The sequence below is a fragment of the Pseudarthrobacter sp. CC4 genome, assembly GCF_048957775.1.
Lineage (GTDB): Bacteria > Actinomycetota > Actinomycetes > Actinomycetales > Micrococcaceae > Arthrobacter.
Genome location: NZ_JARCCZ010000011.1, coordinates 52,210 through 76,158, shown reverse-complemented (window position 1 = coordinate 76,158; position 23,949 = coordinate 52,210). Strand labels below are relative to the sequence as shown.

The window sequence follows — 23,949 nt, the reverse complement described above, 5'->3', positions numbered from 1 at the left end:
ACTTGGCGCTACTCAGTTGGGCAGGCCGGGGGCGGGTTAGTGGGCGGCGTGACCCGGCCCGGCACCTTCGGTCTTGCGCATCATCGCGGAAAGTACGACGGCGGCAAAGGCTATGACGGTTGCCGTCAGGAACGCGGCGCTCATCCCCGCCACGAGGCCGGACGCTGCCGAGACCACCGCGAAGATCGACACCAGCAGGGCTGTGCCGGCTGCGCCCGCCACCTGCTGCGTGGTGCTCATGATCGCGGACCCGTGCGAGTAGAGGTGCGGCGGCAGCGGGTTCAGGCCGGTGGTGAACGCCGGCGTGAACAGCAGTGCCAGGCCAAAACTCAGCCCCACGTGCAAGGTGACGATCCACGCAACGGACGTGCCGGCGTCGAGCATGGAAAACTGCCACAGGGACAAAACCATCAGGATGGAACCCGTGACGGTCAGCGGCAGCGGCCCCACTTTGTCGAACAGCCGGCCGATGACCGGGCCGAGCAGGCCCATGGCAAGGCCACCGGGCAGCAGGGCCAGTCCTGTCTCAAGGGAGCCGAGGCCGCGGATTTCCTGCAGGTAGAGCGGCAGCAGGATCACGCCGCCGAACAGCGCCATCATGGCCACCACCATCAGCAGGACCGAGACAGTGAACATGCGGAAGTTGAAGGCGCGCAGGTCCAGCAGCGGGGCTTCGGCCTTCTGCAGCCGCACCTGGCGAAGCACGAACACGGCGAGGCTGGCGACGCCGATCACCAGCGCGGCGATGGCGGGCGCTCCCGGACCGGTCTGGCCGCCGTGGCCGCCGCCGATCTGGCTGAGCCCGTAAACCAGCCCGCCGAACGCGGGGACGGTCAGGAGGACCGAGAGGAAGTCGAGCTTGGTCTTCTCCGTCTCCCCCACGTTGGTCAGGTACTTCGCGCCGATGGCGAGCGCCACGAGGGCCACCGGGAGGACGAACACGAACATAAAACGCCAGGTGAAATGCTCAAGGATCAGCCCGGACACCGTGGGGCCCATGGCCGGAGCCACGGAAATGGCGATGCTGACGTTGCCCATCACGGCCCCGCGTCTGGCCAGCGGGACCAAGGTGAGGATGGTGGTCATCAGCAGCGGCAGCATGATGGCCGTGCCGCCCGCCTGGACGATGCGCGCCAGCAGCAGGACCTCAAATCCGGGAGCTGCCGCGGCGAGCGCGGTACCGCCGGCAAAGAGCCCCATGGCGAGCAGGAAGACGGCGCGCGTGGAGAGGCTCTGCAGGATGAACCCCGTGGTGGGGATGACAACGGCCATGGTGAGCATGAAGCCGGTGGAGAGCCACTGGACTGTGGGCGCATCCACCCGGAGGTCCACCATGAGCCGCTGCAGAGCTACGTTCATGATGGTCTCGTTGAGGATCACCACGAAGGTGGCCACCAGCAGCGTGCTGATGATGGTCACCGATTCACGGGACATCTTCTCCGGCGCGGCAGGCCTGGTTCCATCGGTCTGGACTGACTGCCCTTTGGCGTTTGGAGAAACTTCGGTAGACATGGGTGTTCCCTCAGGGAGTGTATGGATGATGCGCGAACATGGCCGCTGCAGGTGCCAACACTCTACCGGGTGGAGTAATTCCTCCGCACCGGAACTTTTTCTGAAGCCTGAGGGAACTGCCGGGGTTGGATCCGGAACTAGGCGGTCTGGCCCGCGTGCCGGCCTTCCGCGATTTCCTCAACCAGTTTGGCGTTGAAGGCGGGCAGGTCGTCCGGCTTGCGGCTGGTCACCAGGCCCTGGTCCACCACCACTTCCTCGTCCGTCCAGTTGGCGCCCGCGTTCTTCAGGTCGGTCTGGAGCGTGTGGTACGAGGTAACGTTCCGTCCGCGGAGCACGCCGGCTTCAATGAGGAGCCAGGGCCCGTGGCAGATGGAGGCCACCGGCTTGTGCTGTTCAAAGAAGCTGCGGGTGAAGCTCTGGGCATCCTTGTCCACGCGGAGGTGGTCGGCGTTGACGACGCCGCCGGGAAGCACCAGGGCGTCAAAGTCACCGGCGTTGGCCTCGGCAACGGTCAGGTCGACGTCGAACGTGTCGCCCTTCTCCGTGCCCTTGAAACCCTGCAGCTTGCCGCTCTTCGGGGCCACCAGGGTGGGCTGGCCGCCGGCGTCCTTGACTGCCTGCCACGGGCTGGTGAGTTCAACCTGCTCGACGCCGTCCGTCAACAGGAATGCGACCTTCTTGCCTGCGATGCTCTGTTCTGACATTGTTCCTCCTCGACTGAGGCCGGTCCGGCGCCTTGAGGGCACCGGACCACGCCCCGGAAGCTATTGCCTGACAGTTTCCAGCCTAGGAACACCGAAAGTGATAAGCAAGCTGAGTATTTTCTCTGCCCCGGCGCAGTGCCCTTAAGCGGACGGGTCACAGCTCCACATGGCAAAACCCGGCCCTGCGCCGGGCAGGGTGACCATTCCATCTGCCGCAGCGTGAAGGTCCGGGGTTCCTGCCAGGCCGCGCAGGCTGGTTCCGACGACCTGGGCGGGAACCCTGATGGCGGCATGGTCGGCCCGGGAGGCGTGGATCAGCACCGTTTCGTTGGCTGATTCACGAAGGAAGGCAAAAGCATCATCTCCGATTGCCAGCCACCGCAGTCCGCCCTGTCGAAGGGCTTCCGACTGTTTCCGCGTTTGGAAAAGAGCACGGGTGGTGGCCAGCCTGCCATGATCCCATTCATCCGGTTTGTCCCAGGGGAAGGGGCGGCGGCCATCTTCACCGTTCACGCCCTCCTGTCCGATCTCATCTCCCGCCCACAGCATGGGGATCCCTGGCATCGTGGCCAACAGTCCAAAGGCCACCGTGACCAGCCGCGGGTCCCCGAGCAGGGTGCTCACCCGGAACGTGTCGTGGGACCCAACAAGGTTGAGGGCGTGCGCGGCCGCGCGCCAGGGTACGGCCGCGGCGAAGTCCCGCATTGAGCCGACCACGTCTTTCCCGGAGAGCCGGGGGATGGACACGAACGGCCCTGGCTCCAGCGGTACGGCGGTTGGCGGCTTCAGCCATTGCCATATCGGGCGCGTGAAACCGGCGTAATTCATCACGCCATGCCAGCCATCCACCTGCAGGTCCTGTGATGCGTCGTGACTGTGTTCGGCCAGCAGCAGCGCCTCCGGATCGGCTTCAGCCATGGTCCGGCGCAGCGTGGTGGACACCATGTGGTTGAGGTCGGTCGTGCCGTGCCGCCCCGTCATGTTGGCGACGTCGATGCGCCAGCCGTCGAATCCGTGCGGTCCCAGCCAGCGGGCCACGACGGAATCCTCGCCCTCGTACAGGCGCCGACGCAATTCCGGATCGCTGTGGTTGAACTTCGGCAGCGATTTATGCCCGAACCAGCACACGTACTCATCAGGGTGGTTGGTGAAGAGGAAGAATCCCGCTTCGACGCTTTGCGGATCTTCAACCGCTGTCCTGAACCATTCGTGGGCGTCCCCGCAGTGGTTGGTCGTCAGGTCACCAAGCAGGCGCATGCCGCGGTCATGCAGGGCCCCGGAGAGGCGGCGCAGAGCTGCATCCCCGCCAAGCAAGGGATCCACCTGGTCGAAACTGGATGCGTCGTACCGGTGGTTTGAACGGGCGGGAAATATCGGTGTCAGATACACGGTGTCGGCCCCCAAGGAGGCAATGTGTTCCAGGCGGGTGGTGATTCCGTCGAGGTCTCCGCCGAAGTATTGGTACGGAGTTTCGGGTCCCCGCCCGATCACTTTGTTTCCCCAGTCCTCGGGGATGGCCCAGTCCGGTGCCGGCCGGTCCACTGATTTTGCAAACCGGTCCGGGAAAATCTGGTAGAGGACGGCACTGTTTGCCCAGGCGGGGGGCGGGGAGTAGGCGGTGATGCGGAAGTCGCAGGCGTCCGTTACGTCGCGGGTGTGCAGGCCAGTCCCGTTGAACCACTGGTACCCGCTCGGGGATCCGTCGAGCAGCCAGCGGTAGTTCACCACCGGGTTCTCCAGCGGGAAATCAGCCTTCAGCCAGAACTCGTCCGCGTTTTGACGATCGATGCTCGTCTCAAGCAGCGCCTGTTCGCCGTCTATGCATACGCGCAGCAGGGCCTTCGTTACGCCGCTGGCGCGGGGAACCCGAAGGAACACCGTGACTGCGTCCCCCAGTTCAGGAGTGGGGTTGGAAACGTACATTGCGGAACCGTCATGGTGTGGATGGTCCCACAGCTGCGTGGCGCTCATCCCTTGACCGCCCCGGCGGTGAGTCCTCCGGTGATGAACTTTTGCAGGAACTGGAAGAGCAGGACCACGGGCAGGCTGGTGAGGAGGGCTCCTGCGGCGAACACGCCGAGGTTCCCGGACCGGTCAGCGTCGATGGTGGCGTACAGTCCGACAGCCAGGGTCTTGACGTCGTTATCGGTGAGGAAGATTGATGCCAGGACAAATTCGCCCAGCACGCCGATGAAGGACAGCAGGCCGGTGACTGCCAGGATCGGGGTTATCAGGGGGAAGATGACGCGGAAGAACACGGTGGCGTGGCCCGCTCCGTCCATGATTGCTGCCTCGTCCAGCTCCTTCGGCACCGAGTCGAAGAATCCCTTGATGAGCCACACCTGCGAGAGTGCGCCACCCATGAGCAGGAGCCCGTAGCCCAGGAGCGTGTTGAGGCCCAGCTGGGGAATGACGTCACCGATGGAAGTGAACATGAGGTACAGCGCCACTACGGCGAGGAACTGGGGGAACATCTGGATGAGGAGAAGGCTGAGCAAGCCAATTCGCCGGCCGCTGAAGCGGAAGCGCGAAAAGGCGTATGCTGCCAGGGCGCTGCACAGAATCTGGCCAAGTGTGACGACAGTACTGATGATCAGCGTGTTGGCAAACCAGCGGAGGTAAGGACGGTTGGGGTCCGTGAAGAGGGCTTCGAAATGCACGAAGCTCACTTCACGGGGAATCAGGCTGGTGGACGCCACCGTGCCCAGCGGGTTCAGCGCGGCCGAGACAATGAACAGCACGGGGAACAGGGCTACGGACACCGCCGCGATTGCCACAAGGTGACGCCATCCAACTTCTGTGAACCATCGGTTTCCCGGGTGCCTGCGGCGGGACTCCGGAGTCTTTTGCGGTTCCTGCTGGGGTACCGGAGCGAGACGTGTCTGGGCAGACGACATCAGTTCACCTCTTCCAGGGTGCGCGTGAAACGGAACTGAATTGCGGCGATGATGCCGGTGATGACGAACAGCAGCACTGACACGGTTGCCGCAAAGCCAAGCTGTGCGCCCTGCCCTCCGAAGGCCAGGCGGTAGGTGTAGCTGATCAGGATGTCAGTTGCTCCCGCCGTCGGGTTGGCGGGATCGAAGGGCCCGCCTTCGGTCAACAGGTAGATGGCGTTGAAGTTGTTGAAATTGAAGGCGAAGGTCGATACCAGCAAGGGGGCGACAGTGACCAGGAGCAGTGGGAACGTGATTTTCCGGAAGCCCAGGAATCCGCTGGCGCCGTCAATACGTGATGCTTCCTTCAGGTCTGCGGGGATCGCCTGGAGGGCTCCGGTGCACACCAGGAACATGTAGGGGAATCCCATCCAGAAGTTGGTCAGGAGGATGGCTGCCTTGGCCAGGAAGGGGTCGCCGAGCCAGTTCAGGTCCAGGCCCAAGGCGTTGTTGATCAGGCCGAAGTCTTTGTTCCAGAAGCTGGACCAGACCAGCAGGGCGATAAACCCCGGGATGGCGTAGGGCAGGATGAGGATGGCCCGGTAGAAGCGCTGGCCTTTGATCCGCGGATCGTTGAGCGCGGCAGCGAGGCCGAGCCCAAGCAGGAAAGTTCCCGCGACCGAGACCGTTGCGAAGATGAAGGTCCATGCGAAGATCTGCAGGAAATCGGAGCTGATTCTTGTGTCTGTGAAGATGCGCTGATAGTTGGCGAACCCCACATCTGCCAGCCAGGACTGGTCGGACAGCCGCTTTCCCTCTCCGTCGACGAAGTACTCCTTGTCGCCCTGCAGGACGGGTGCGTAGTCCACGCCGGTCACCGTGTTTGAGATGACATCGCGGGCTTCGTCGTATTTGAGCGGCGAGGCGCCCTCGAAGGCCTGGCGGATGCCCAGCTGCCGGATGGCGCCACGGTCAGTGGGCACCGCAAGATTTTTCAGCGCGTCGCTGGCGCTGTTGACCTCTTGGGGCGTCAGGAGCTGGTAGCCCTCGGCCGCAGTGACGAACCCGCCGCTGACGGTGACGTCGGCCGGTTCAAGCTCCCGCAGCCCGTCTCCGGGGGTGCCAAGGAACACTGATCCGCTTTTGGGCTCCACAAGCAGAAAAGCGTACGGTCCGGTCGCGGGATTTCCTTCAGTCGCCACGGAGAGGTTGTAGCGCGGCGAATCAGGGCTTTGAACGACTGAAGCGCCGATGATTTGCGAGACGGTTTCTTCCTTTGACGTCCTGGTTCCGTCACCGAAGTTGGTTGTGGACATCTGGAACGTCATCACGATGGGGTACACCAGGAAGACCACCAGGAGGAGCGCGCCGGGCACAAGGTACTTGGCAGGCACACCGCGGCCGGTGATATACGTCAGCAGCAGGATGCCGGCGATGCCCCAGACCGCCGCGAGGAAACCCCACTTTCCTGTAGCGATAAGGGCCGGGGTAAGTGCTGCGGCTGAGCCGGCAACGGTACCCAGTGCAAGGATTTTGGCAAAGAGGGACACCGGTTTGGTCGTGATGTCGCGACGGGTGCCGGGATCGTTTGCTGCAGCCGACGAGGGACGCTGCAGGCGCGTGAGTGTTTTGATCATGGGGGGTTCTCCTGGAGGTCAATCTGGGCAGCAGGGCCCAGGGGGCCGAAGACTTGTGCAACGGCCACCTGGGCCTGTTTGCTACTTGCCGATTGCAGCAGCGATGGTTTCCCGCACGGAGCGCATCGTGCTTTCCGGGTCAGCGCCGCCCACGAGGGCCGCAAAAGCCTGGCCGAGGGGGGCGAAGACGGCAGCCATTTCAGGAATGGCCGGCATGGGCTGGGCGGACTCCGCTGCGGAGGCAAACGTCTCAATGGCGGGGTTTTGGCCTGCGATTTTTTCCCGGACCGTGGTCATGGTCGGCGGCAGCTTTGCGCCTTCGAACATCTGCGTCATGCCCGCTTCGGTGTTCATCGCGTTCTCCACGAACTCGTGGGCGAAGGCTTCGTTCTTTCCTTTCGAAGCGACGTAGAAGCCCTGAACGCCGGCGAAGGGCTGGGCAGCGGTCTGTCCCTCGAAACCGGGAATGGGTGTCACCTCGAAGGGGATTCCCGCTTTTTCAACCTGGTTCAGGGCCCAAGGACCGGCAACAAGGTACGGCGCCTTGCCGTCAGCGAACAAAGAGATCGAATTGTCAACGCTGATGGAGCGCTTCAGGATGCCGCTGCCCGCTTCCCCAAGGGCGTGAATCTTCTTGGCAGCAGCGACAGAGCCTTCAGCACCCACACCCAGGTCAGACGGATCAGGGTCACCCTGTGGTGTCGAACCGAAGAGGTAACCGCCCATTGACGTGTACAACGGCTGCATGTGGTAGGCGTCGCCGCTGTTCCCTTGCGGCAAGCTGAAAGGAACTTCCGCCTTCTTGGCGGCCACAGCCTCCTGTCCCTTGGCGAAGGCATCCTCCAAGGTCAGGGGCGTCTCAGGGACGAGGTCTGTGTTGCGGAACAGGCCGAGGGTTTCGATTCCATACGGCAGTGCGTACACCGACTCGTTATAGGTCACAGCCTTCACTGCCGTCTCGGCGTAGCCCTTGAGCTGGTCCGGGGCAATCTGCAGCGGATCAATGGAGCCGTTCTGGACGAGATTGCCGATCATGTCGTGCGCTCCGGTGAAAACATCGGGGCCATTGCCTGCAGCATTTGCCGTCACAAGGGCGGTCTGGAACTCGCCCGAGATGACCTGGACGGCCACGCTGATGCCGTTGTCAGCCGCAAAATCCTCGGCGAATGCGCGGATCGAATCGGCCTTCAGGTTGTCCGTCCAGATCACCAGGTCGGCATCCGCCCGCTCGGGGGCGGCGGTGGACCCCGCCGCGGCCGGTGCTGATGAGGCTGCCTGCTTTGGTTCGGCACCGTTTCCGCACCCCGTAAGCAGCAGCACCGCGGTAGCGGTGACCGCGAGAGCACCCTGAATCCTACTCATGTTTCTCCTTTGAAAGCGTGCCGTTTCTCCGCGGATGGGAGCCGGCTGGTGATTTGCGTCACCCAACTGTAAGCGCTTCCATTTTTTATTGTCCAGCCCTTCCCGAAAATGGCGTCACATGCACCGTTGCTACACGGTAGGCGGCTAAAGACGTGACACTGTCTCAGGAAGCATCGGTATCAACTTCTTGGAAGCCTTTCCATTCTTGGTGCAATTGCGGCTACGATGGCCCGATGACGAACACACTTCTCCCCGTAGAGCCTGACCTCTCCGCCGCCCGCCTGGTACCCGTCCACCCGGCAGACGAAGGCTCTGAGTGGTGGCGGTCCTCGGTGATTTACCAGATCTACCCGCGCTCGTTCCGGGACCTGAACGGCGATGGACAAGGTGATCTTCCGGGCATCACAGCCGAGCTTCACCAGTTGGCGGAGCTCGACGTCGACGCCGTCTGGCTGTCGCCTTTCTATGTCTCGCCGCAGCGGGACGGCGGCTACGACGTCGCCGATTACTGCGACGTCGACCCCGTGTTCGGCACCCTTGGCGACTTCGACGCCCTGGTTGCCCGGGCGGATTCCCTGGGCATCCGGGTCATCATCGACCTGGTGCCAAACCATTGCTCCTCGGACCACGCGCTGTTCCAGGCCGCATTGGCGGCAGGTCCGGGAAGCCCCGAACGGGACATGTTCGTCTTCCGGGACGGCCGCGGTGACACCGGGGAACTGCCGCCCAACAACTGGCAGTCCCACTTCGGCGGACCGGCCTGGACCCGCATTACGGAGCCTTCCGGCGAGCCGGGCCAGTGGTACGTGCACCTCTTCGATTCCTCCCAGCCCGACTTCAACTGGGACAACCCCGCCGTGCATGCCGAATTTGAGCGCATCCTGCGTTTCTGGCTCAGCCGCGGCGTTGCCGGCTTCCGGGTGGACGTGGCCCACGCCCTGGTCAAGGCGGACGGATTGCCGGACTGGCATGGACGGCCAGACGGCGTCAGCACCGAAGACTTCCCGGGCCACCTGGCGCCGATGTTCGGCCAGCCGGAAATCCACGACATCTACCGGCGGTGGCGCGAGGTCCTTGCCGAGTTCGACGGCGAGCGCATCCTCTGCGCCGAAGCAAGCATCGACCCCCTGTCCCGGCTGACCAACTGGGTCCTGCCGGACCAGATGCACCAGGCCTTCAACTTCGCGTACCTGGGCACGCCGTGGGATCCCGCCAGGCTGCGTGCGGTCATTGAAAGCTCACTGCGGATGTTCGATTCCGTGGGCGCGCCCACCACGTGGGTGCTTTCGAACCACGACGTCGTCCGGCACGCCACGCGCTTCGGCATCGTCGAGCCCCCTGCCCGGCCCGGTGACGGCCTGGGCGCGGAAGACGTCCAGCCGGACGCTGAGCTTGGCCTGCGCCGTGCGGTTGCCGCGTCGATGCTTATGCTCGCGCTGCCCGGCGGCGTCTACCTGTACCAGGGTGAGGAGCTGGGCCTGCCGGACCACACCACCATGGACCACACGTTCCGCCAGGACCCCTCGTTCCGGCGGACCGCCGGAGAACGCATTGGCCGCGACGGCTGCCGGGTACCCCTGCCGTGGCAGGCGGCCGCACCGGCATTCGGCTTCAACAGCACAGGTGAGTCCTGGCTGCCGCAGCCTGAGGGCTGGGCAGCATTGTCCCGGGACGCGCAGCGGCAGGACGGGTCCTCCGCCCTGTCCCTGTACACCCGTGCACTGGGGCTTCGCCGTGGCCTGAAGCTCGGCGCCGGCACCCTGGCCTGGGTTGACGGTTTCACGTCGCCAGACTGCATCATGTTTGCCAACAACGGCGTGCTGGTGATGATGAATATGGGCGCAGAGCCGGTTGACCTGCCACGCTTGGACATCCTGCTTAGCACGGATGGGGACGCTGCTGACCAGCGTAAGCTGGGTCCTGCGCAGTGCATTTGGCTGCGCATGGCGCCAAGCGGAACAGCAGAGGGTCAGTGGCAGGAATTAGGGACGTAGCGCGTCTGGCGGGGGTTTCACAGGCGACGGCGTCGCGTGCGTTGAGCGGCAAGGGCAGTGTTTCAAGCCGGGCCAGGCAGGCCGTGACCGAGGCAGCCAGCGAGCTTGGCTTCGTCATGTCCTACCACGCCTCAAGCCTGGCGAGCGGCCGCAGCCACAACATTGGCGTGGTGCTGCCCTTCGTCAACCGGTGGTACTTCGCCACGCTGCTGGAGGGCGCCAATTCCGCCCTGATGGATGCCGGTTACGATCTCACCCTTTACGACTTCCAGGGCGACCGGTACCGGGAATCGGTGCTGGGGGATTTCCTGCTGCGCAAACGGCTCGACGGCGTCCTGGCAGTCTCGCTGCAGCTCAACGCCCACGAGACCGAACAGATCCTCGCTGCCGGAATCCCGGTGGTGGGCGTGGGCGGCCCGCTTCCGGGGATTCCCACCCTCCGGATCGACGATGTCGAGGTGGGCCGCCGCGCAACAAACCACCTGATCAGCCTTGGACACTCCCGGGTGGCCCACCTCGGCGGCGAGCAGGAGTATGGAAGGAATTTCGAGATCTCCAGCGGCCGCCGCGCCGGATACGAGGAAGCCATGGCCGCGGCAGGACTGCCGGTCCACGAGGCGTGGTCCCTGATCTCCGACTACTCGGCGAACGGCGCGTACAAGGAGACAAAGCACCTGCTGGCGGACGCCGAGGAACGGCCGACCGCGATCTTCTGCGCCTCCGATGAAATGGCCTTCGGCGCAATGCTGGCGGCCCGCGACCTCGGGCTGCGGATCCCCGACGAGCTGTCCGTCATTGGCGTGGACGGCCACGAGATGGGCGAAATCCTCGGCCTGACCACCATCGACCAGTTTCCCCGTGACCAGGGAATGCGGGCGGTGGAGCGCCTGCTGGCGCTGGTGCAGGATGATGCGGAGACTGCCGGGCCGGCCGATGAGCTGATGGAGACCCGGTTAGTGGTGCGGTCCAGCACTTCCGCTCCCCGGACGCCGGAGCTCAGCTTCTAGCCCCTGTGGTGCTGGATCAGCCAGCCGGCCATCTGCTGCGCGCGCTTGGCGGCCTGCATGTCCCCTTCGGTGGCTGAGATGATCGAGCCCTTCATGAGGATGTGCCAGGACCGGGCAAACTCCTCCGGCCGCTGCAGCCCCGCTTCTTCGGCCAGGGCCTGCACGTGCCCGCGGATCTTTGCCAGGTAGTCGATGCTTGCCTGCCCCAGTGGATGGGCCGGGCCCATCTCGAGCAGGATGTTGATGAAGGAGCAGGCTTCAAAGTCCTCCCGGAGGAACCAGTCGCCAAACACGTCGAAGATGGCCAGCAGCTGATCGGCGGGCGTGCTTCCCCGGCGGCGGGCCTCCGAGACGATGGCGCCCACTGTCCATTGCCTGTCCCGCTGCTCCAGGAAGGCCAGGACCAGCGAATCCTTGGAAGGGAAGTGCCGGTAGAAGGTCGCCTTGGCTACCCCAGACCGTTCAATAAGCTCATTGACGCCAACATCCCGCACGCCCCGCTGGGAAAAAAGCTCATAGGCCACCGCCATGATCCGGTCCACGGAATTTGCATTGCCCTCAGTTGACGCCACCGGTGCCGGCACGGGGGTCGGAGGGACTTCTGCCTCTGGACTCATAGGATCTTCAGTCTACTGCGGAGGGAGACAGACCGGTCTTTCCCGTTGTAGTGTTTTTCCAACATGCTTTTTGACGCCGCGGAGGCCCTGACCGGCCCCCTCGGGTTGGTGCAAGGAGGCCCCAATGTCAGCAGAGCGGATGTTCCCAGCCGTGCCCTCGGATCCGGACTCCTGGATGGCCGTTGACACGCCGGATGAGATCCGGCAGTTTGCCATCGAGTCCCTCCGGTGGCAGGCCCAGGAAGTCATCGACGAAGTGCTCTGCGGCAAGTCACCCGGCGAAGAGCTGGCACGGGCCCGGCTCCGCCGCTGCGTCGCACGGCATCCAGGCGAGCCGGAGCAGGCACTGCTGGAGCAGCTCATGTACCGCGGGCACCTGCCACTCTGACTGCCAGGCACCGTTCCGGGCGCAGGCACGATTCGGATTAGCAGACCCGGCTAAAGCGTGAGGCTGCGGTCCACGATCCGGCTGGCGGTCTCGTGGAGTCCTTCATTATGTGCACGGGCGTGGTTCCGGAGCAGCGAGAAGGCCTCGTTCATGTCCACACCGGCCGTGTGGGCGATGACTCCCTTGGCCTGCTCAATCAAGATTCGGCTGTTGAGCGCACGCTGCAGCTGCTCGTTCACCAGGACGGCTTCCCTGATGGTGCGTTCGTGCATGAGGCTGATGGTGGCGACGTCGGCCAGCGCCTGGCCAATGGCGGAATCCTCCGCAGTCAGGGAACCGGGCGCAGAACCGAAGAGGCCCATGGCACCGATAGTCCGGCCGTGTATCCGCATGGGAACGGCGTGTACGGAACGAAACCCCTGGGACAGCGCCGCCGCCTTGAATTGGGGCCACCGGTCAAGGACCTGAATGTCCTCAACGGTCACCGGGTTACCGGTTGCGTAGCACTCTACGCACGGTCCTTCCCCGGCCCGCAACTGGAGCACTTCCACCAACTGGCTCTCCTCGCTGGTTGAGGCCAAAACCTGGAGCTCCCCGCTGGGGTCGGCCAGGACCAGGCCCGCCGCCGCGACGTCGAGGAGCCCCACGGATTCCTCGACCAGGGTGTGGAGCAGGTCAAGGACGTCATAGTCCGCAACCAGCGTGTCCGCGATCTTCACGAACGCCCCACTGACGCGCTCAGCGCGGGTTGTCGTTGCCATGTCGCTATTTTACTGCAGGGGCCGGGCACCCGGACCGCCGCCATGGCCGGGCTCGAACTTCAGGCGGCCTTCGAGCACTGCCTGGGCCGTCTCCCTCAGCGTGAGGTCATGGGCGAACGCGTAGGCGCGCAGCAACAGCAATGAGTCCGCCGCGGTTGCGCCGGACTGGGCAAGGACCATGCCCGTTGCCTGGTGGATTTCACGGCGCGACATCAGGGGTGGATCGAGTGCAGGGTCCGTGTCCGGCGAACCGATCGTCAGGATCTTCCGCAAAAGGTACCAAGACGTCTGGCCGGCAAGTGTGGCCGCCGTTGCCTGGTGGGACCTGTTCAGCGTTCCCGCGGCGGAGTGATAAAGCTCAACAACGCCCAGGTCCGCAGCGCCGATAGTCAGCGGGAAGACAAACAGGGCAGCCGCGTCCGTCCCGTTAATCGCCCTGTGGAACATCGGCCATTCCGGGTGCGGAACACCTTGTGCGTCAGGAACCAGCACAGGCAGCCGGGTCCGGACCGCGCGCCAGCGGGGCCCCTCGCCCAGGCTGAACTGCAGTTCATCAAGCCTTGCAGCCAAAGCGTCACTGGCACAGATCAGGGATTCAGCTGTCGCGCTGCCGAAAAGGGATACGGCGGCGCCGGTAACGGGCAGTTTCTCCAGATAGGGGCCACACAGGTCCTCTTCACCCGCCAGCCCGGGTGCAATGTCCATGGTGAGCCCCTGTTTCCTGATTCATTCCGCTGTCGCCGGGTTGGCTGCTGGCTGAACCGGAACGGTGGTGTGGTCACCTAAGGATACCCACCGTCGCCGGTCAGTTCAGCCGCAAGATCACGGCAGCGTTTCGCCGCCCATCGGGTTCACCAGGCTGGATGTCTCCATCAGGTGGGCGAGCAACGCCAGCTCCGGGTGCCGCGGATAAGCGGCCAGGCAGCGACGGAGCCGGAGCTTTATTTCCGCCAGCCCGGGCGAAGTGTCTTCGAGGATGGACGAGATGATGTCCAGCGACTGCTCTGCAAGGGGGCTTGCGTCAGGTGCTGCGGAATACCGGGTCCGGTCCACGAGCCCGCGGATGGGGGTAGCGAGACTTTTGCCCATTTTTACTTGGTCCTCCTGGATAGCCGTGATGGGCCGATGCCAGGGTCCGGGGCAATAATTTGAGCATATCGGATCAGTTGCCGGCCCAACAGGCCTCCGCTCCCCTATCAACACCCCCTATCAACGCCGGCCTGGCACCGGCGACGGCAGGGGTACCGGCCAGGGCGCCGGGTCAGGAATGTAGCGGCGCGTTGTCGATCAGCCGGACCGGCCCGACCTTGGCCGCAATGAGCGCCAGGGCCTCCCCCCGGAACGGGGTCTCCCGGCAGTTCTCGGCCAGCGGCTCCAGGGTGCCCGGGTCCACAACGTCGAAGTAGTCCAAGGCCACCAGGGGCTGCGACTCCACCATCGCCTGCGCGGACTCCAGGTCCAGCGGTTGACGGGCATGCGCCCGTTCCTCAAGCAGGCGGAGGGCCCTGAAAAGCACCAGCGCCGCCTCCCGCTCCTCGTCCGACAGGAAGCGGTTGCGGCTGGACAGCGCCAGCCCGTCCACGGCGCGCACCGTGGGCACCCCCACAATCTCCACCGGAAAATTGAGGTCAGCCACCATGCGCCTGACCAGCGCCAGCTGTTGGGCGTCCTTCTGGCCGAAGTAGGCACGGTAGGCGGGCAGGCCGGCACGTGCTGCGCCGCCGTCCGGCAGCCCTGCGGCCGGCATCCCGTAGTGGAGCAGTTTGGCCACCACGGTCAGGGCACCGTCGAAATGCCCCGGCCGGGACGCCCCCTCCCACTTTTCCCCGAGCCGGCCGGACGTCACGCGCACCAGCGGTTCGCCGCCGGGGTAGACCTCATCGACTGATGGCGCCAACACCAGGTCCACGCCTTCGGCTTCCAGCAGCGCAAGGTCGGCGTCCAGGGTGCGGGGGTAGCGATCCAGGTCCACGGCGTCACCGAACTGCAGCGGGTTGACGAAGACCGTGGCCACCACCACGTCATTCTGTTCGACGGCGGTACGCGCCAGGGCGGCATGGCCCTGGTGCAGCGCACCCATCGTGGGCACCAGACCCTGCGAGGTGCCGTGCTTGGAGGCAAGGAGCCTGGCCCCCTCAGCGTGAAGGCCTGCCACCGTGGTGACGAGCTTGATGGGCATCTTCAGTCCTCCTTCGGTTCGAGGGCTTGGCGGAGTCCCTCCAGCTGTTCGGCTTTCAGCAGCCCGCGCCCTTCGGCGCGCAGGGCTGTGGCCCGGGCCATCGCAAGGTAGGCCTCGAGCACGTCGCCGTGGCCGCCGCCGTCGAACTCCCGCAGCGCGGCCGCGTGCGCGGAGACAGTTCCCACGTCGCCGCGGGCTACCGGCCCGGTCAGGGCGGACTCCCCTGACGCCAGTGCATTCTCCAGCGTGGCCCGCAGGAGCGGGCCGAGCATGCGTTCCGGCAGCTCCACTCCCACCGAGCGCAGCAGCTCGGATGCCTGGGCCACGAGGGTCACCAGGTGGTTCGAACTGTGGGCCAGGGCCGCGTGGTACAGCGTCCGGTCCGCCTCGGCGATGGCCACCGGTTCCGCACCCATCTCCACTACCAGCGCCTGGGCGATGGGGAGCATGGCGGCATCTGCGGTCACTCCGAACGTGCAGTCCAGCAGCCGGGTCAGGTCCAGGCTCATCCCCGTGAACGTCATGGCCGGATGCAGGGCGAGCGGGACAGCGCCGGCAGCGCGCACCGGGTGCAGGACCCCCACTCCGAACCGGCCGGAGGTGTGGGCAACCAGCTGGCCCGGCTGCCAGGCGCCGAGCTTTGCCAGCCCGTCCACCAGGCCCGGCAGGGCGTCGTCGGGCACGGCCAGGAGGACCAGTTCCGCGCGCTCCACAATGTCCTGGACCTCCAGGACAGGCACGCCGGGAAGCAGCGCCTCCGCCCGTTCACGGCTCGCCTCGGAGACAGCTGAGACCCCGACGACGGCATGTTCGGCAGCGCGCAGGGCGGCACCGAGCACCGCCCCCACTTTGCCGGCACCAATGATTCCGACGCCGAGGCGTCCGGGCTTAGCCATGCTGCCCGCCTTCCTGTTGTTGGGGCGTCCGGGTTTCGGCCGGTTCCACTGCCGGGCCGGGCTCCCCCGCCGGAGCATCCGGGACTACCTGCCGGAGCCACTGTTCCGTAGTCTGCCGCTTCCTGGCCAGCCGGGCGCGTGCGGACTGTTCATCGAACAGTGCCAGCGCCTGGGCAGTGCCGGCCTGCGTGAGCCGGGGCGCAACGGGACCGGGCGTGGTGTGCAGCACCAGGTCTGCCACGCCGAACCGGCGCGCCAGCGGGCCCTGGTGCAGGGCCATGGACTGGGTGCGCTGGTGCGGAACCACCACCAGCTGGCGCCACCAGCGGCCGGAGCGGAGAAGCAGGGCCGTGTCCGTGGCCGTGAACCCGTTCCGCCGCCAGCCCAAGGGGGCAAGCCAGCGTGCGCTGCGCGGAGTGGTGACGAAGCCGCCGTCGGAATCCAGGCCGGTGAGGCCGGCGCCGAAGACTGCAGCGGGGTGCGCGGTGCCGGGGTCCGGCAGCACCAGCGCCAGCATGGCCATCACGTCGCCAAGCCTGCCCACGGGCAGCAGCGTGGTCCGGGCCGAGCCCTCGCCGGCGTTCTCCACGATGCCGTAACCGGCCACGTTGACCTGCATCCGGTACCAGCCGAGCGGCCGCCATAACGGCGGCTGGGTGATTTTCAACGCCTGAATGCGTCCCGGCGGCAGCGTCTGCGCCTGGGTGTCCAGCAGGCCGTAGCGCAGGCGGATGCCGTCCGGTGAGATCGCGGCGCTGAAGTTGTAGCCCTTGTTGAACAGTCCCCAGTAGCTCGCGGCGAGGCCCACGGCGGCCGGAATGAGGTAAAAGTAGAACCCCTGGTGTTCGGTGATGGCCGAGAGCACCACGGAAACGATGCCGCCAAGCACCACGAAGAAGCTCTGCTCGCTGAGCAGCAGGGAACCTACAAGGCGCGACGGCGGCACGGAAAGCACCGGATATTCCGGCGCCTCGGGGGCGGGCTCGCCGGGGCGGTCCGGGCCCGTGATGACACCGGCCGCCCGGGCGAGGATGGTGGCACGCAGCTGCCGGGCGTCGTCGATCTTCAGGTAGGCGAGCCGCACCGCCGACTCTCCGGCGTCCGCCACCTCGAACTTGAGTTCTGCCAGGCCGAAGATCCGGGCCAGCAGCGGCTGAACGATGTCGATGGCCTGGACCCGGTCCAGCCGTGCCTGGCGCTGCTGCCGGAACAGGAACCCGGTATTGACGCGGACGTAGCCGCCGGACACCTGGTACTTGGTGAAGTACCAGGTGAGGATGAACCCCAGCACCGAGGCCAGCAGCACTGCGCCGCCGCCCACCAGCAGCAAGGGGGCACGGCCGGCGAAGTCTTCCTCAACAACTGGCCGGCCCTGCAGCGCGCGTTCAAACACGTCACGGCCAAGGAAGAAGCCAATGGCGGCCAGGGCAACCCAGCCGCGGACAAACGGCGACGCCGGGTGCACGCGCAGCCATTCGCCGTCGGGCGCGGTGCCCGAAAGCGGTTCAGGGGCGTTGTTGCCGGCCGCAGTGGCCGGGGCGCCGGGCCACTGCGGAGGTCCCTCTGCCGTCACAGTCCTGCCAGCCTGGCTTCCCCGCGCGCCGCCAGCTGCTCGCGGAGCCGTGCGCCTTCGGCGGCGGGCAGGCCGGGGATTTGGGCGTTGGTCCCCGGCGCTGCGGTGTGGAGCTTGAGCGTGCACAGTCCAAGAGAGCGCTCCACCGGGCCCACTCCGATGTCCACGTACTGCATCCGGCCGTAGGGGACGGCCATGGTCCGCTGGAAGAAGATGCCGGTCCGGATCAGGAGGTCGTCGTCCCGTTCCGCGTAACCGATGGCGCGGACCTGCCGCGGGATGAGCGCGAGCCGCCAGAGGGCCACCACCAGCATGGCGGCCGGCACGGTGGCGGCAAGCCACAGCGGCGGCCAGGCCCACGCCTCCGCGAGGACGAGGACCAGCGGCAGGGAGAGGACCAGCACGGCGGCCAGGTTTCCAAGGGCCCACTGCACCACCCTCACGGTGACATATTTGGGGGACACCCGCTGCCAGGTGATGCCGGGAGGATCAATCGCCCCGGTATGCATATTCGCCTTCCCCGGACGCCTCGCCAACGGCACGGCCGGGCTTCCCGTCGAGGCCTTTGGTTTCGCCGTCCTCCGGCGGGATCCTGCAGAACCGTTCCACCAGCAGGCCCACCACGATCATCACCAGTCCCCCGCCGGCCATGGCAAGCGCGAGCCAGGTGATGGCCTGGTCGCTGCGCAGGCTCCAGATGCGCAGCTGGTCCAGGAAGATGCCCACGTGCCAGCCCAGCAGCACCGTCCCGGCGTAGGCGCAGGCCTGCGCGAGTACCAGGGTGCGGGCGGCGAGGAGCGGATCCAGCACCGGCCGCTTACGGGCGGCGCCGCCCTTGGCGCCGTTCTTGGCGCCGTTGGCGCTGATGCTGTTGCGCCACCTGAGGACCCTGATCCCGAGGATCAGGGTGATGGCTACGATCACGCCCATGGTTGCCAGTGCCGTGGGCGGCAGGACGGGGGTGGACATGCCGTACCGGCTGGTCACCACGGTCGCGGACCAGCCCGCCACGGCCAGGATGAAGCCGATGAGCAGCAGGCGCAGCGGGTTGATGGGCTTCATAGTTCCTCCACCGCCCCGGCCGTGGGCATTCCGTCGAAGTCGCCAAAGCCGTCAAAGGGGACGAGGTCGTTGAAGTCGCCTGCCTTGGCGGCAAGGGTGCTGATCCGCTCACCGTCCAGGACGGCGGCGGGTTCAATAAGGGACCACGGATAGAGGACGAACGCCCGGCTGGCCGCGAGGGGATGCGGCAGGGTCAGGGCAGGGTCCTCGCTGCGGACGTCACCGTAGGTGATGATGTCGACGTCGAGCGTCCGCGGCCCCCAGCGCACCTCCCGGACGCGGTGGTGCTTGTTTTCCACCGCCTGGCAGTGCTCCAGCAACTGCCGCGGGGTGAGGCTGGTTTCAACCGTGATGACCATGTTCAGGAAGTCGGGCTGCCCGGCCGGCCCGCCTACGGCCTTCGTCTGCACCACCGGCGAGACCGCCAGCAGCCGCACCTCCGGCGGGTCTACGAGGTCCGCGACGGCCGCGGAAAGGGTATCGTTGCGCTCGCCCAGGTTGCTGCCGAGCGCAAGGACCGCCTTGGTATAACCGCTGTTCATGGCCCCTCCCCCTGGGCTTGCCTTTCCGCGCCGTTCCGGGTGCGGTGGACGCTGACTGACACATCGCCGAAGGGAACCTCGATGGGAGCCTGCGGTTTGTGCACGGTAATGTCCACGGCCTGGAGCCGGAATTCGGCCAGCAGGCCCTCCGCGATCCGCACCGCCAGCGCCTCGATCAGGTTCAGCGGCTCGCCCGCGATCCACTCGGTGATACGCTGCGCCACCTCGCCGTAGTGCGCGGTGTCCCGGACGTCGTCCGACTCGGCCGCCTTGGCGAAGTCCAGGTACAAGACGGCGTCCACAACAAAAGGCTGGCCCTCGCGGCGCTCAAAATCAAACACGCCGTGATGGCCGACGGCGGTCACGCCGCTCAGCGTAATCCTGTCCATGGGTGCGCTTAGCTGCCGGCGCGGGGTGCGGCCATGCGCGCGGCCACCTTGACGGCGTCAAGGCTGGGGCCGACGTCGTGCACGCGGACGGCCCAGGCGCCGCGGTAGGCGCTGATGGCTGTGATGGCGGCGGTGGCCCCGTCACGTTCCTCGGGGGCGGCGGACTTGCCGGCCACGGTGAGCAGGGTGCCGAGGAACCGCTTGCGGGACGCACCAACGAGGATCCGGTGGCCCAGGCCTTCCAGCTGGTCCAGGTGCTGCAGGAGCTCCCAGTTCTGTGCGTCGTTCTTGGCAAACCCCAGGCCCGGATCGATGATGATCTGTTCCTGGCTGACGCCTGCGGCGTAGAGCTTGTCCCGCACCCCGGCGAGCTCGGCTGCCACTTCCGCCGCCACGTCCTTGTATTCGGCCAGCGAGTTCATGGTGCGGGCGTCGCCACGGCGGTGCGTAAGGATGTAAGGCGCTTTGGAGGAGGCCGCGAGCTCGGCCATTTCCGGTTCGATGGTGAGCCCGGAGACGTCGTTGATGATGGCGGCGCCGGCCTTCAGGGCGGCGGCGGCCGTGGAGGCATGGGTGGTGTCGATGCTGACCAGGGCGCCGGCCTTCACCAGCGCCTCGATGACGGGAACCACGCGCCGCTGTTCTTCCTCCGGGCTGACGTCCTCGGCGCCGGGCCGGGTGGATTCGCCTCCGACATCGATGATGTCCGCGCCCGCGTAGAACATGCGGAGCCCTGCCGCGATGGCGGTGTCCGCCGTGGGGTGGCTGCCGCCGTCGCTGAAGGAATCCGGAGTGACGTTCAGGATGCCCATCACCAGGGTGCGGCCGGTGGGCAGGTCTTCGAACCGGGCTGCCGGGCGCGGTTTGCGCAGGACGGGCAGTGGCGAGGTTGCGGGGCCGGTTCCCGGCGCTGCAGCTAGTGAATCCATGGTCTGTTGATTACCTTCCGAGGATGAGGCTCATGGCTTCGGCGCGGGTGGCCGGGTCATGAAGCTGCCCGCGGACCGCACTGGTGACGGTCTTCGCTCCGGGCTTGCGGATACCGCGCATGGACATGCACATGTGTTCGCATTCAACAACGACGATGGCGCCGCGCGGCTTGAGGTGGCGGACCATCGCTTCGACGATTTCAGTGGTGAGGCGCTCCTGCACCTGCGGGCGGCGGGCGTAGATGTCCACGAGCCGGGCCAGCTTGCTGAGGCCCGTCACCTTGCCCTCATGCGACGGGATGTAGCCCACATGGGCCACGCCGTGGAACGGCACCAGGTGGTGCTCACACGTGGAATAGAAGGGGATGTCCTTGACGAGGACCAGTTCCTCATGGTCCAGGTCAAAGGTGGTGGACAGGACGTCCGCGGGGTCGTGGTGCAGCCCGGCAAACACCTCGGCGTAGGCCTTGGCCACACGCCTGGGGGTGTCTACGAGGCCGCCGCGGTCCGGGTCCTCTCCAATGGCCAGGAGAATTTCACGGACAGCTGCCTCGATCCGGGGCCGGTCCACTTTGTTGTGCTTTGAGTGGTGGGCGCCGCCCTCCGCCGGGTAGCCGGCGGAGGCGGAAACGTCGTCGTCGTCGAAGTGGGTCACGTAAGAAAGCTTAGCCGCGAAGGGCGTCAGGCCCCGCGTCCGTTACCCCGCCCCGGAACGGTGCATCCTCGGGAACACCCTGCGGGTGCGGCGGCTGCGCGTCCAAAGGCTCGTCCAGGCGCGCCTTCTTGGCCTCTTCCTGGGCCTCGCGCTCCGCCCTTTCCTGGCGGGACTCCACGGGGCCCGCCATCTGGACCGGGCGGCTCTCCTTGGACAGCCACACCTCGCGGAAGTCGCGCTTGCGGATGTCCCTGAAGATATCGGCGATCTCGGCCTGGTTCAGCGTTTCGCGTTCCAGCAGTTCCAGGGCCAGCCGGTCCAGGACGTCCCGGTTCTCGGTGAGGATGGCGTAGGCCTCGTCATGGGCCTGGTCGATGAGGCGGCGCACTTCCTCATCCACCACGTAGGCGATCTGGTCCGAGTAGTTGCGCTCGTGGCCGGCATCGCGGCCCAGGAACGGTTCGCCGCCGCCCTGGCCCAGCCGGACAGCGCCAACCCGCTCGCTCATGCCGTATTCGGTGACCATCTTCCGCGCGGTGCCGGTGGCCTTTTCGATGTCATTGGACGCGCCGGTGGAGGGATCGTGGAACACGATCTCCTCGGCCACGCGGCCGCCCATGGCGTAGGCCATCTGGTCAAGCAGTTCGTTGCGGGTCACGGAGTACTTGTCGTTGTCCGGGACCACCATGGTGTAGCCCAGGGCGCGGCCACGGGGAAGGATGGTGATCTTGGTGACCGGGGCGGAGTTCCGCAGTGCGGCTGCCACGAGGGCGTGCCCGCCTTCGTGGTAAGCGGTGATCTTCCGCTCGTGTTCCTTCATGACGCGGCTGCGCTTCTGCGGGCCGGCCATGACGCGGTCAATGGCTTCATCCAGCGCGCGGTCGTCGATGAGGTTCGCGTTGGAGCGGGCGGTGAGCAGCGCGGCTTCGTTCAGGACGTTGGCCAGGTCCGCGCCGGTGTAGCCGGGGGTCTTTTTGGCCACGGCCTTGAGGTCCACGCCCGGTGCCATCGGCTTGCCTTTGGCATGTACCTGCAGGATCTGGTCGCGGCCGATCATGTCCGGTGCGTCCACGCCGATCTGGCGGTCGAAGCGTCCCGGACGCAGCAGTGCGGGGTCCAGCACGTCGGGCCGGTTGGTGGCGGCGATGAGGATGACGTTGGTCTTGACGTCGAAGCCGTCCATCTCCACCAGCAGCTGGTTGAGGGTCTGCTCGCGTTCGTCGTTGCCCCCGCCGATGCCCGCGCCGCGGTGACGGCCCACGGCGTCGATCTCGTCGACGAAGATGATGGCCGGGGAGTTGGTTTTGGCCTGCTCGAAGAGGTCGCGGACGCGGGAGGCACCCACGCCGACGAACATTTCCACGAAGTCGGAGCCGGAGATGGAGAAGAAGGGGACGCCGGCCTCACCCGCGACGGCGCGGGCCAGGAGGGTCTTGCCGGTACCGGGAGGGCCGTAGAGCAGCACGCCCTTGGGGATCTTGGCGCCAACGGCCTGGAACTTGGCGGGCTCCTGCAGGAATTCCTTGATTTCCTGGAGTTCCTCCACTGCCTCGTCGGATCCTGCGACGTCGGCGAACGTCACCTGCGGCATGTCCTTGCTGACCATCTTGGCCTTGGACTTGCCGAACTGCATGATCTTGGAGCCGCCGCCCTGCATGCGGGTCATGAGGAACCAGAACAGGGCGCCCAGGAGGATGACGGGAATCAGGAGGGAGAGCAGGCCGGAGAACCAGTTGCTCTCGATGGGCTGGTCCGTATAGCCCTGGGCGGGCTTGGCCTCGGTTACCGCCTTGACCACGTCCTGCGCACGGGCGTCCACGAAGAAGAACTGGACGCTCTTGCCCTTGTCCTGCCCGTCAAGCTGCAGGTTGTCCTTCAAAGTCAGGTCCACGCGGTTTTCGCCGTCGAAGATCTTGGCCTGCTCCACCTGGTTTCCGGAGAGCAGTTCCAGGCCCTTGTCAGTGTCGATCCGTGCCGCACCGCCTGGGGCCAGCGTTGCAAAGGCCACCAGGAGCAGACCGACCACGACGACGATCCAGATGCCCGGGCCTTTGAAGAAGTTCTTAGCTTTCATCTGTTCGGGGGCTGGCCCCGTCCCTTCCGGTAGTGCTGCACGGCGAGTAGTCTGCGCGCGTGATGGTGCTGCGTCAGCTTCTAGCTATACACCGTCCGGAGTAGATCACGCATGATGGACGGCAAAAGTTCCCTGTGGGCGTAGTGGCGCCAGGGCGGCGGAGGACCTGCTCCAGGGGGCGTGGTGTCACCGGACTATTTCCGACGGCGGCGTGCCGGGGGCCTACTCGTAGACGTGCGGGGCCAGGGTGCCCACGAAGTCCAGGTTGCGGTACTTCTCCGCGTAGTCCAGGCCGTAGCCCACCACGAACTCGTTGGGGATGTCGTAGCCGACGTACTTGACGTCGATCTCCACCTTCGCGGCAGTGGGCTTGCGGAAAGCGGTGCAGATCTCCACGGATGCGGTGCCGCGGGATTCCAGGTTGGTCTTGAGCCAGGACAGGGTGAGGCCGGAATCGATGATGTCCTCGACGATCAGCACGTCCTTGCCCATCAGGTCCGTGTCCAGGTCCTTCAGGATCCGGACCACTCCGGAGGACTGGGTGCCTGAGCCGTAGGAGGACACCGCCATCCAGTCCATGGAGATGTGGCTGTGCAGCGCCCGGGCCAGGTCCGCCATGACCATCACCGCACCCTTGAGCACGCCCACGATGAGGATTTCGCGGCCCTCATAGTCCTTGTCGATCTGCTCAGCCAGCTCCGTGATGCGCTGCTGGATCTGTTCCTTGGTGTAGAGAACGTGCTTGAGGTCTGCCTGGACGTCGTTTGAATCCACCAATGGCTCCTGTGTAGA

24 protein-coding genes are annotated in these 23,949 nt (G+C 65.9%); 3 read left to right on the top strand and 21 right to left on the bottom strand.

Annotated features, from left to right (window positions below; translation table 11 throughout):
- Nucleotides 1-36: 36 nt before the first annotated feature.
- The 6 genes from PV768_RS09340 to PV768_RS09315 all read right to left on the bottom strand — a co-directional run bounded on the left by PV768_RS09340 (nt 37) and on the right by PV768_RS09315 (nt 8,091).
- Nucleotides 37-1,512 (bottom strand): DHA2 family efflux MFS transporter permease subunit, encoded by a 1,476-nt coding sequence (locus PV768_RS09340; RefSeq protein WP_421092870.1) that lies wholly within the window; start codon nt 1,510-1,512, stop codon nt 37-39.
- Between the two features lie 137 nt (nt 1,513-1,649).
- Nucleotides 1,650-2,216, bottom strand: a complete 567-nt coding sequence (locus PV768_RS09335) for a type 1 glutamine amidotransferase domain-containing protein (RefSeq protein ID WP_157239724.1) — start codon at nt 2,214-2,216, stop codon at nt 1,650-1,652.
- A 141-nt stretch (nt 2,217-2,357) separates the two neighbouring features.
- The gene (locus tag PV768_RS09330; protein ID WP_421092869.1) at nt 2,358-4,187 is read right to left on the bottom strand and encodes a glycoside hydrolase family 13 protein; all 1,830 of its coding nucleotides are present in this window, start codon (nt 4,185-4,187) and stop codon (nt 2,358-2,360) included.
- Nucleotides 4,184-4,993, bottom strand: a complete 810-nt coding sequence (locus PV768_RS09325) for a sugar ABC transporter permease (protein WP_323057839.1) — start codon at nt 4,991-4,993, stop codon at nt 4,184-4,186. Before PV768_RS09325 ends, PV768_RS09330 begins: the two co-directional genes overlap by 4 nt.
- Before the next feature lie 119 nt (nt 4,994-5,112).
- On the bottom strand, nt 5,113-6,729 hold the full coding sequence (locus PV768_RS09320; RefSeq protein WP_421092868.1) for an ABC transporter permease subunit: 1,617 nt from the start codon (nt 6,727-6,729) through the stop codon (nt 5,113-5,115).
- Between the two features lie 81 nt (nt 6,730-6,810).
- A complete protein-coding gene (locus PV768_RS09315) occupies nt 6,811-8,091 on the bottom strand; it encodes a sugar ABC transporter substrate-binding protein (protein ID WP_421092867.1) in 1,281 nt (426 codons plus the stop codon).
- A 233-nt stretch (nt 8,092-8,324) separates the two neighbouring features.
- On the opposite strand from PV768_RS09315, the gene PV768_RS09310 reads away from it, so the two are divergent.
- Together PV768_RS09310 and PV768_RS09305 are read left to right on the top strand one after the other, a co-directional pair.
- Nucleotides 8,325-10,085, top strand: a complete 1,761-nt coding sequence (locus PV768_RS09310) for a glycoside hydrolase family 13 protein (protein WP_421092866.1) — start codon at nt 8,325-8,327, stop codon at nt 10,083-10,085.
- The gene (locus tag PV768_RS09305; protein WP_321215065.1) at nt 10,064-11,092 is read left to right on the top strand and encodes a LacI family DNA-binding transcriptional regulator; all 1,029 of its coding nucleotides are present in this window, start codon (nt 10,064-10,066) and stop codon (nt 11,090-11,092) included. The genes PV768_RS09310 and PV768_RS09305 overlap by 22 nt, the downstream gene beginning before the upstream one ends.
- Here the strand turns inward: PV768_RS09305 and PV768_RS09300 are convergent.
- On the bottom strand, nt 11,089-11,709 hold the full coding sequence (locus tag PV768_RS09300; RefSeq protein WP_157239734.1) for a TetR/AcrR family transcriptional regulator: 621 nt from the start codon (nt 11,707-11,709) through the stop codon (nt 11,089-11,091). The two genes, PV768_RS09305 and PV768_RS09300, sit on opposite strands and share 4 nt — an antisense overlap.
- Nucleotides 11,710-11,833: 124 nt before the next feature.
- Between PV768_RS09300 and PV768_RS09295 the strand changes: the two genes are divergently transcribed.
- The gene (locus PV768_RS09295; protein ID WP_157239737.1) at nt 11,834-12,097 is read left to right on the top strand and encodes a hypothetical protein; all 264 of its coding nucleotides are present in this window, start codon (nt 11,834-11,836) and stop codon (nt 12,095-12,097) included.
- A 50-nt stretch (nt 12,098-12,147) separates the two neighbouring features.
- Here PV768_RS09295 and PV768_RS09290 read toward each other — a convergent pair whose 3' ends face one another.
- The 14 genes from PV768_RS09290 to hpt form a co-directional block, all read right to left on the bottom strand.
- Nucleotides 12,148-12,858 carry a GAF domain-containing protein gene (locus tag PV768_RS09290; RefSeq protein ID WP_421092865.1) on the bottom strand — a complete coding sequence of 237 codons (711 nt, stop codon included), beginning with the start codon at nt 12,856-12,858 and terminating at the stop codon, nt 12,148-12,150.
- 9 nt (nt 12,859-12,867) lie between these two features.
- On the bottom strand, nt 12,868-13,563 hold the full coding sequence (locus tag PV768_RS09285) for a GAF and ANTAR domain-containing protein (RefSeq protein ID WP_421092864.1): 696 nt from the start codon (nt 13,561-13,563) through the stop codon (nt 12,868-12,870).
- Nucleotides 13,564-13,680: 117 nt separating this feature from the next.
- Nucleotides 13,681-13,947, bottom strand: coding sequence for a hypothetical protein (locus PV768_RS09280; RefSeq protein WP_421092863.1), 267 nt, complete (start codon nt 13,945-13,947; stop codon nt 13,681-13,683).
- A gap of 172 nt (nt 13,948-14,119) precedes the next feature.
- Nucleotides 14,120-15,037, bottom strand: a complete 918-nt coding sequence (gene panC, locus PV768_RS09275) for a pantoate--beta-alanine ligase (RefSeq protein WP_421092862.1) — start codon at nt 15,035-15,037, stop codon at nt 14,120-14,122.
- 2 nt (nt 15,038-15,039) lie between these two features.
- Nucleotides 15,040-15,933, bottom strand: a complete 894-nt coding sequence (locus tag PV768_RS09270) for a Rossmann-like and DUF2520 domain-containing protein (protein WP_321215062.1) — start codon at nt 15,931-15,933, stop codon at nt 15,040-15,042.
- Nucleotides 15,926-17,506: a PH domain-containing protein gene (locus tag PV768_RS09265; protein ID WP_421092861.1), complete on the bottom strand. Its 1,581-nt coding sequence runs from the start codon at nt 17,504-17,506 to the stop codon at nt 15,926-15,928. Before PV768_RS09265 ends, PV768_RS09270 begins: the two co-directional genes overlap by 8 nt.
- Nucleotides 17,503-18,015, bottom strand: coding sequence for a PH domain-containing protein (locus PV768_RS09260; RefSeq protein WP_157239748.1), 513 nt, complete (start codon nt 18,013-18,015; stop codon nt 17,503-17,505). Before PV768_RS09260 ends, PV768_RS09265 begins: the two co-directional genes overlap by 4 nt.
- Nucleotides 17,996-18,568, bottom strand: coding sequence for a DUF3180 domain-containing protein (locus tag PV768_RS09255; RefSeq protein WP_157239750.1), 573 nt, complete (start codon nt 18,566-18,568; stop codon nt 17,996-17,998). The genes PV768_RS09260 and PV768_RS09255 overlap by 20 nt, the downstream gene beginning before the upstream one ends.
- Nucleotides 18,565-19,110, bottom strand: coding sequence for a 2-amino-4-hydroxy-6-hydroxymethyldihydropteridine diphosphokinase (gene folK, locus PV768_RS09250; RefSeq protein ID WP_157239752.1), 546 nt, complete (start codon nt 19,108-19,110; stop codon nt 18,565-18,567). Before folK ends, PV768_RS09255 begins: the two co-directional genes overlap by 4 nt.
- Nucleotides 19,107-19,499: a dihydroneopterin aldolase gene (folB, locus tag PV768_RS09245; protein ID WP_421092860.1), complete on the bottom strand. Its 393-nt coding sequence runs from the start codon at nt 19,497-19,499 to the stop codon at nt 19,107-19,109. The genes folK and folB overlap by 4 nt, the downstream gene beginning before the upstream one ends.
- A gap of 8 nt (nt 19,500-19,507) precedes the next feature.
- On the bottom strand, nt 19,508-20,428 hold the full coding sequence (gene folP / locus PV768_RS09240) for a dihydropteroate synthase (protein WP_323057832.1): 921 nt from the start codon (nt 20,426-20,428) through the stop codon (nt 19,508-19,510).
- Between the two features lie 10 nt (nt 20,429-20,438).
- Nucleotides 20,439-21,083 (bottom strand): GTP cyclohydrolase I FolE, encoded by a 645-nt coding sequence (folE, locus tag PV768_RS09235; RefSeq protein ID WP_321215057.1) that lies wholly within the window; start codon nt 21,081-21,083, stop codon nt 20,439-20,441.
- 10 nt (nt 21,084-21,093) lie between these two features.
- Nucleotides 21,094-23,157 carry an ATP-dependent zinc metalloprotease FtsH gene (gene ftsH / locus PV768_RS09230; RefSeq protein ID WP_323057831.1) on the bottom strand — a complete coding sequence of 688 codons (2,064 nt, stop codon included), beginning with the start codon at nt 23,155-23,157 and terminating at the stop codon, nt 21,094-21,096.
- Nucleotides 23,158-23,379: 222 nt separating this feature from the next.
- Nucleotides 23,380-23,931, bottom strand: a complete 552-nt coding sequence (gene hpt / locus PV768_RS09225; RefSeq protein WP_104996440.1) for a hypoxanthine phosphoribosyltransferase — start codon at nt 23,929-23,931, stop codon at nt 23,380-23,382.
- Between the last annotated feature and the right edge of the window lie 18 nt (nt 23,932-23,949).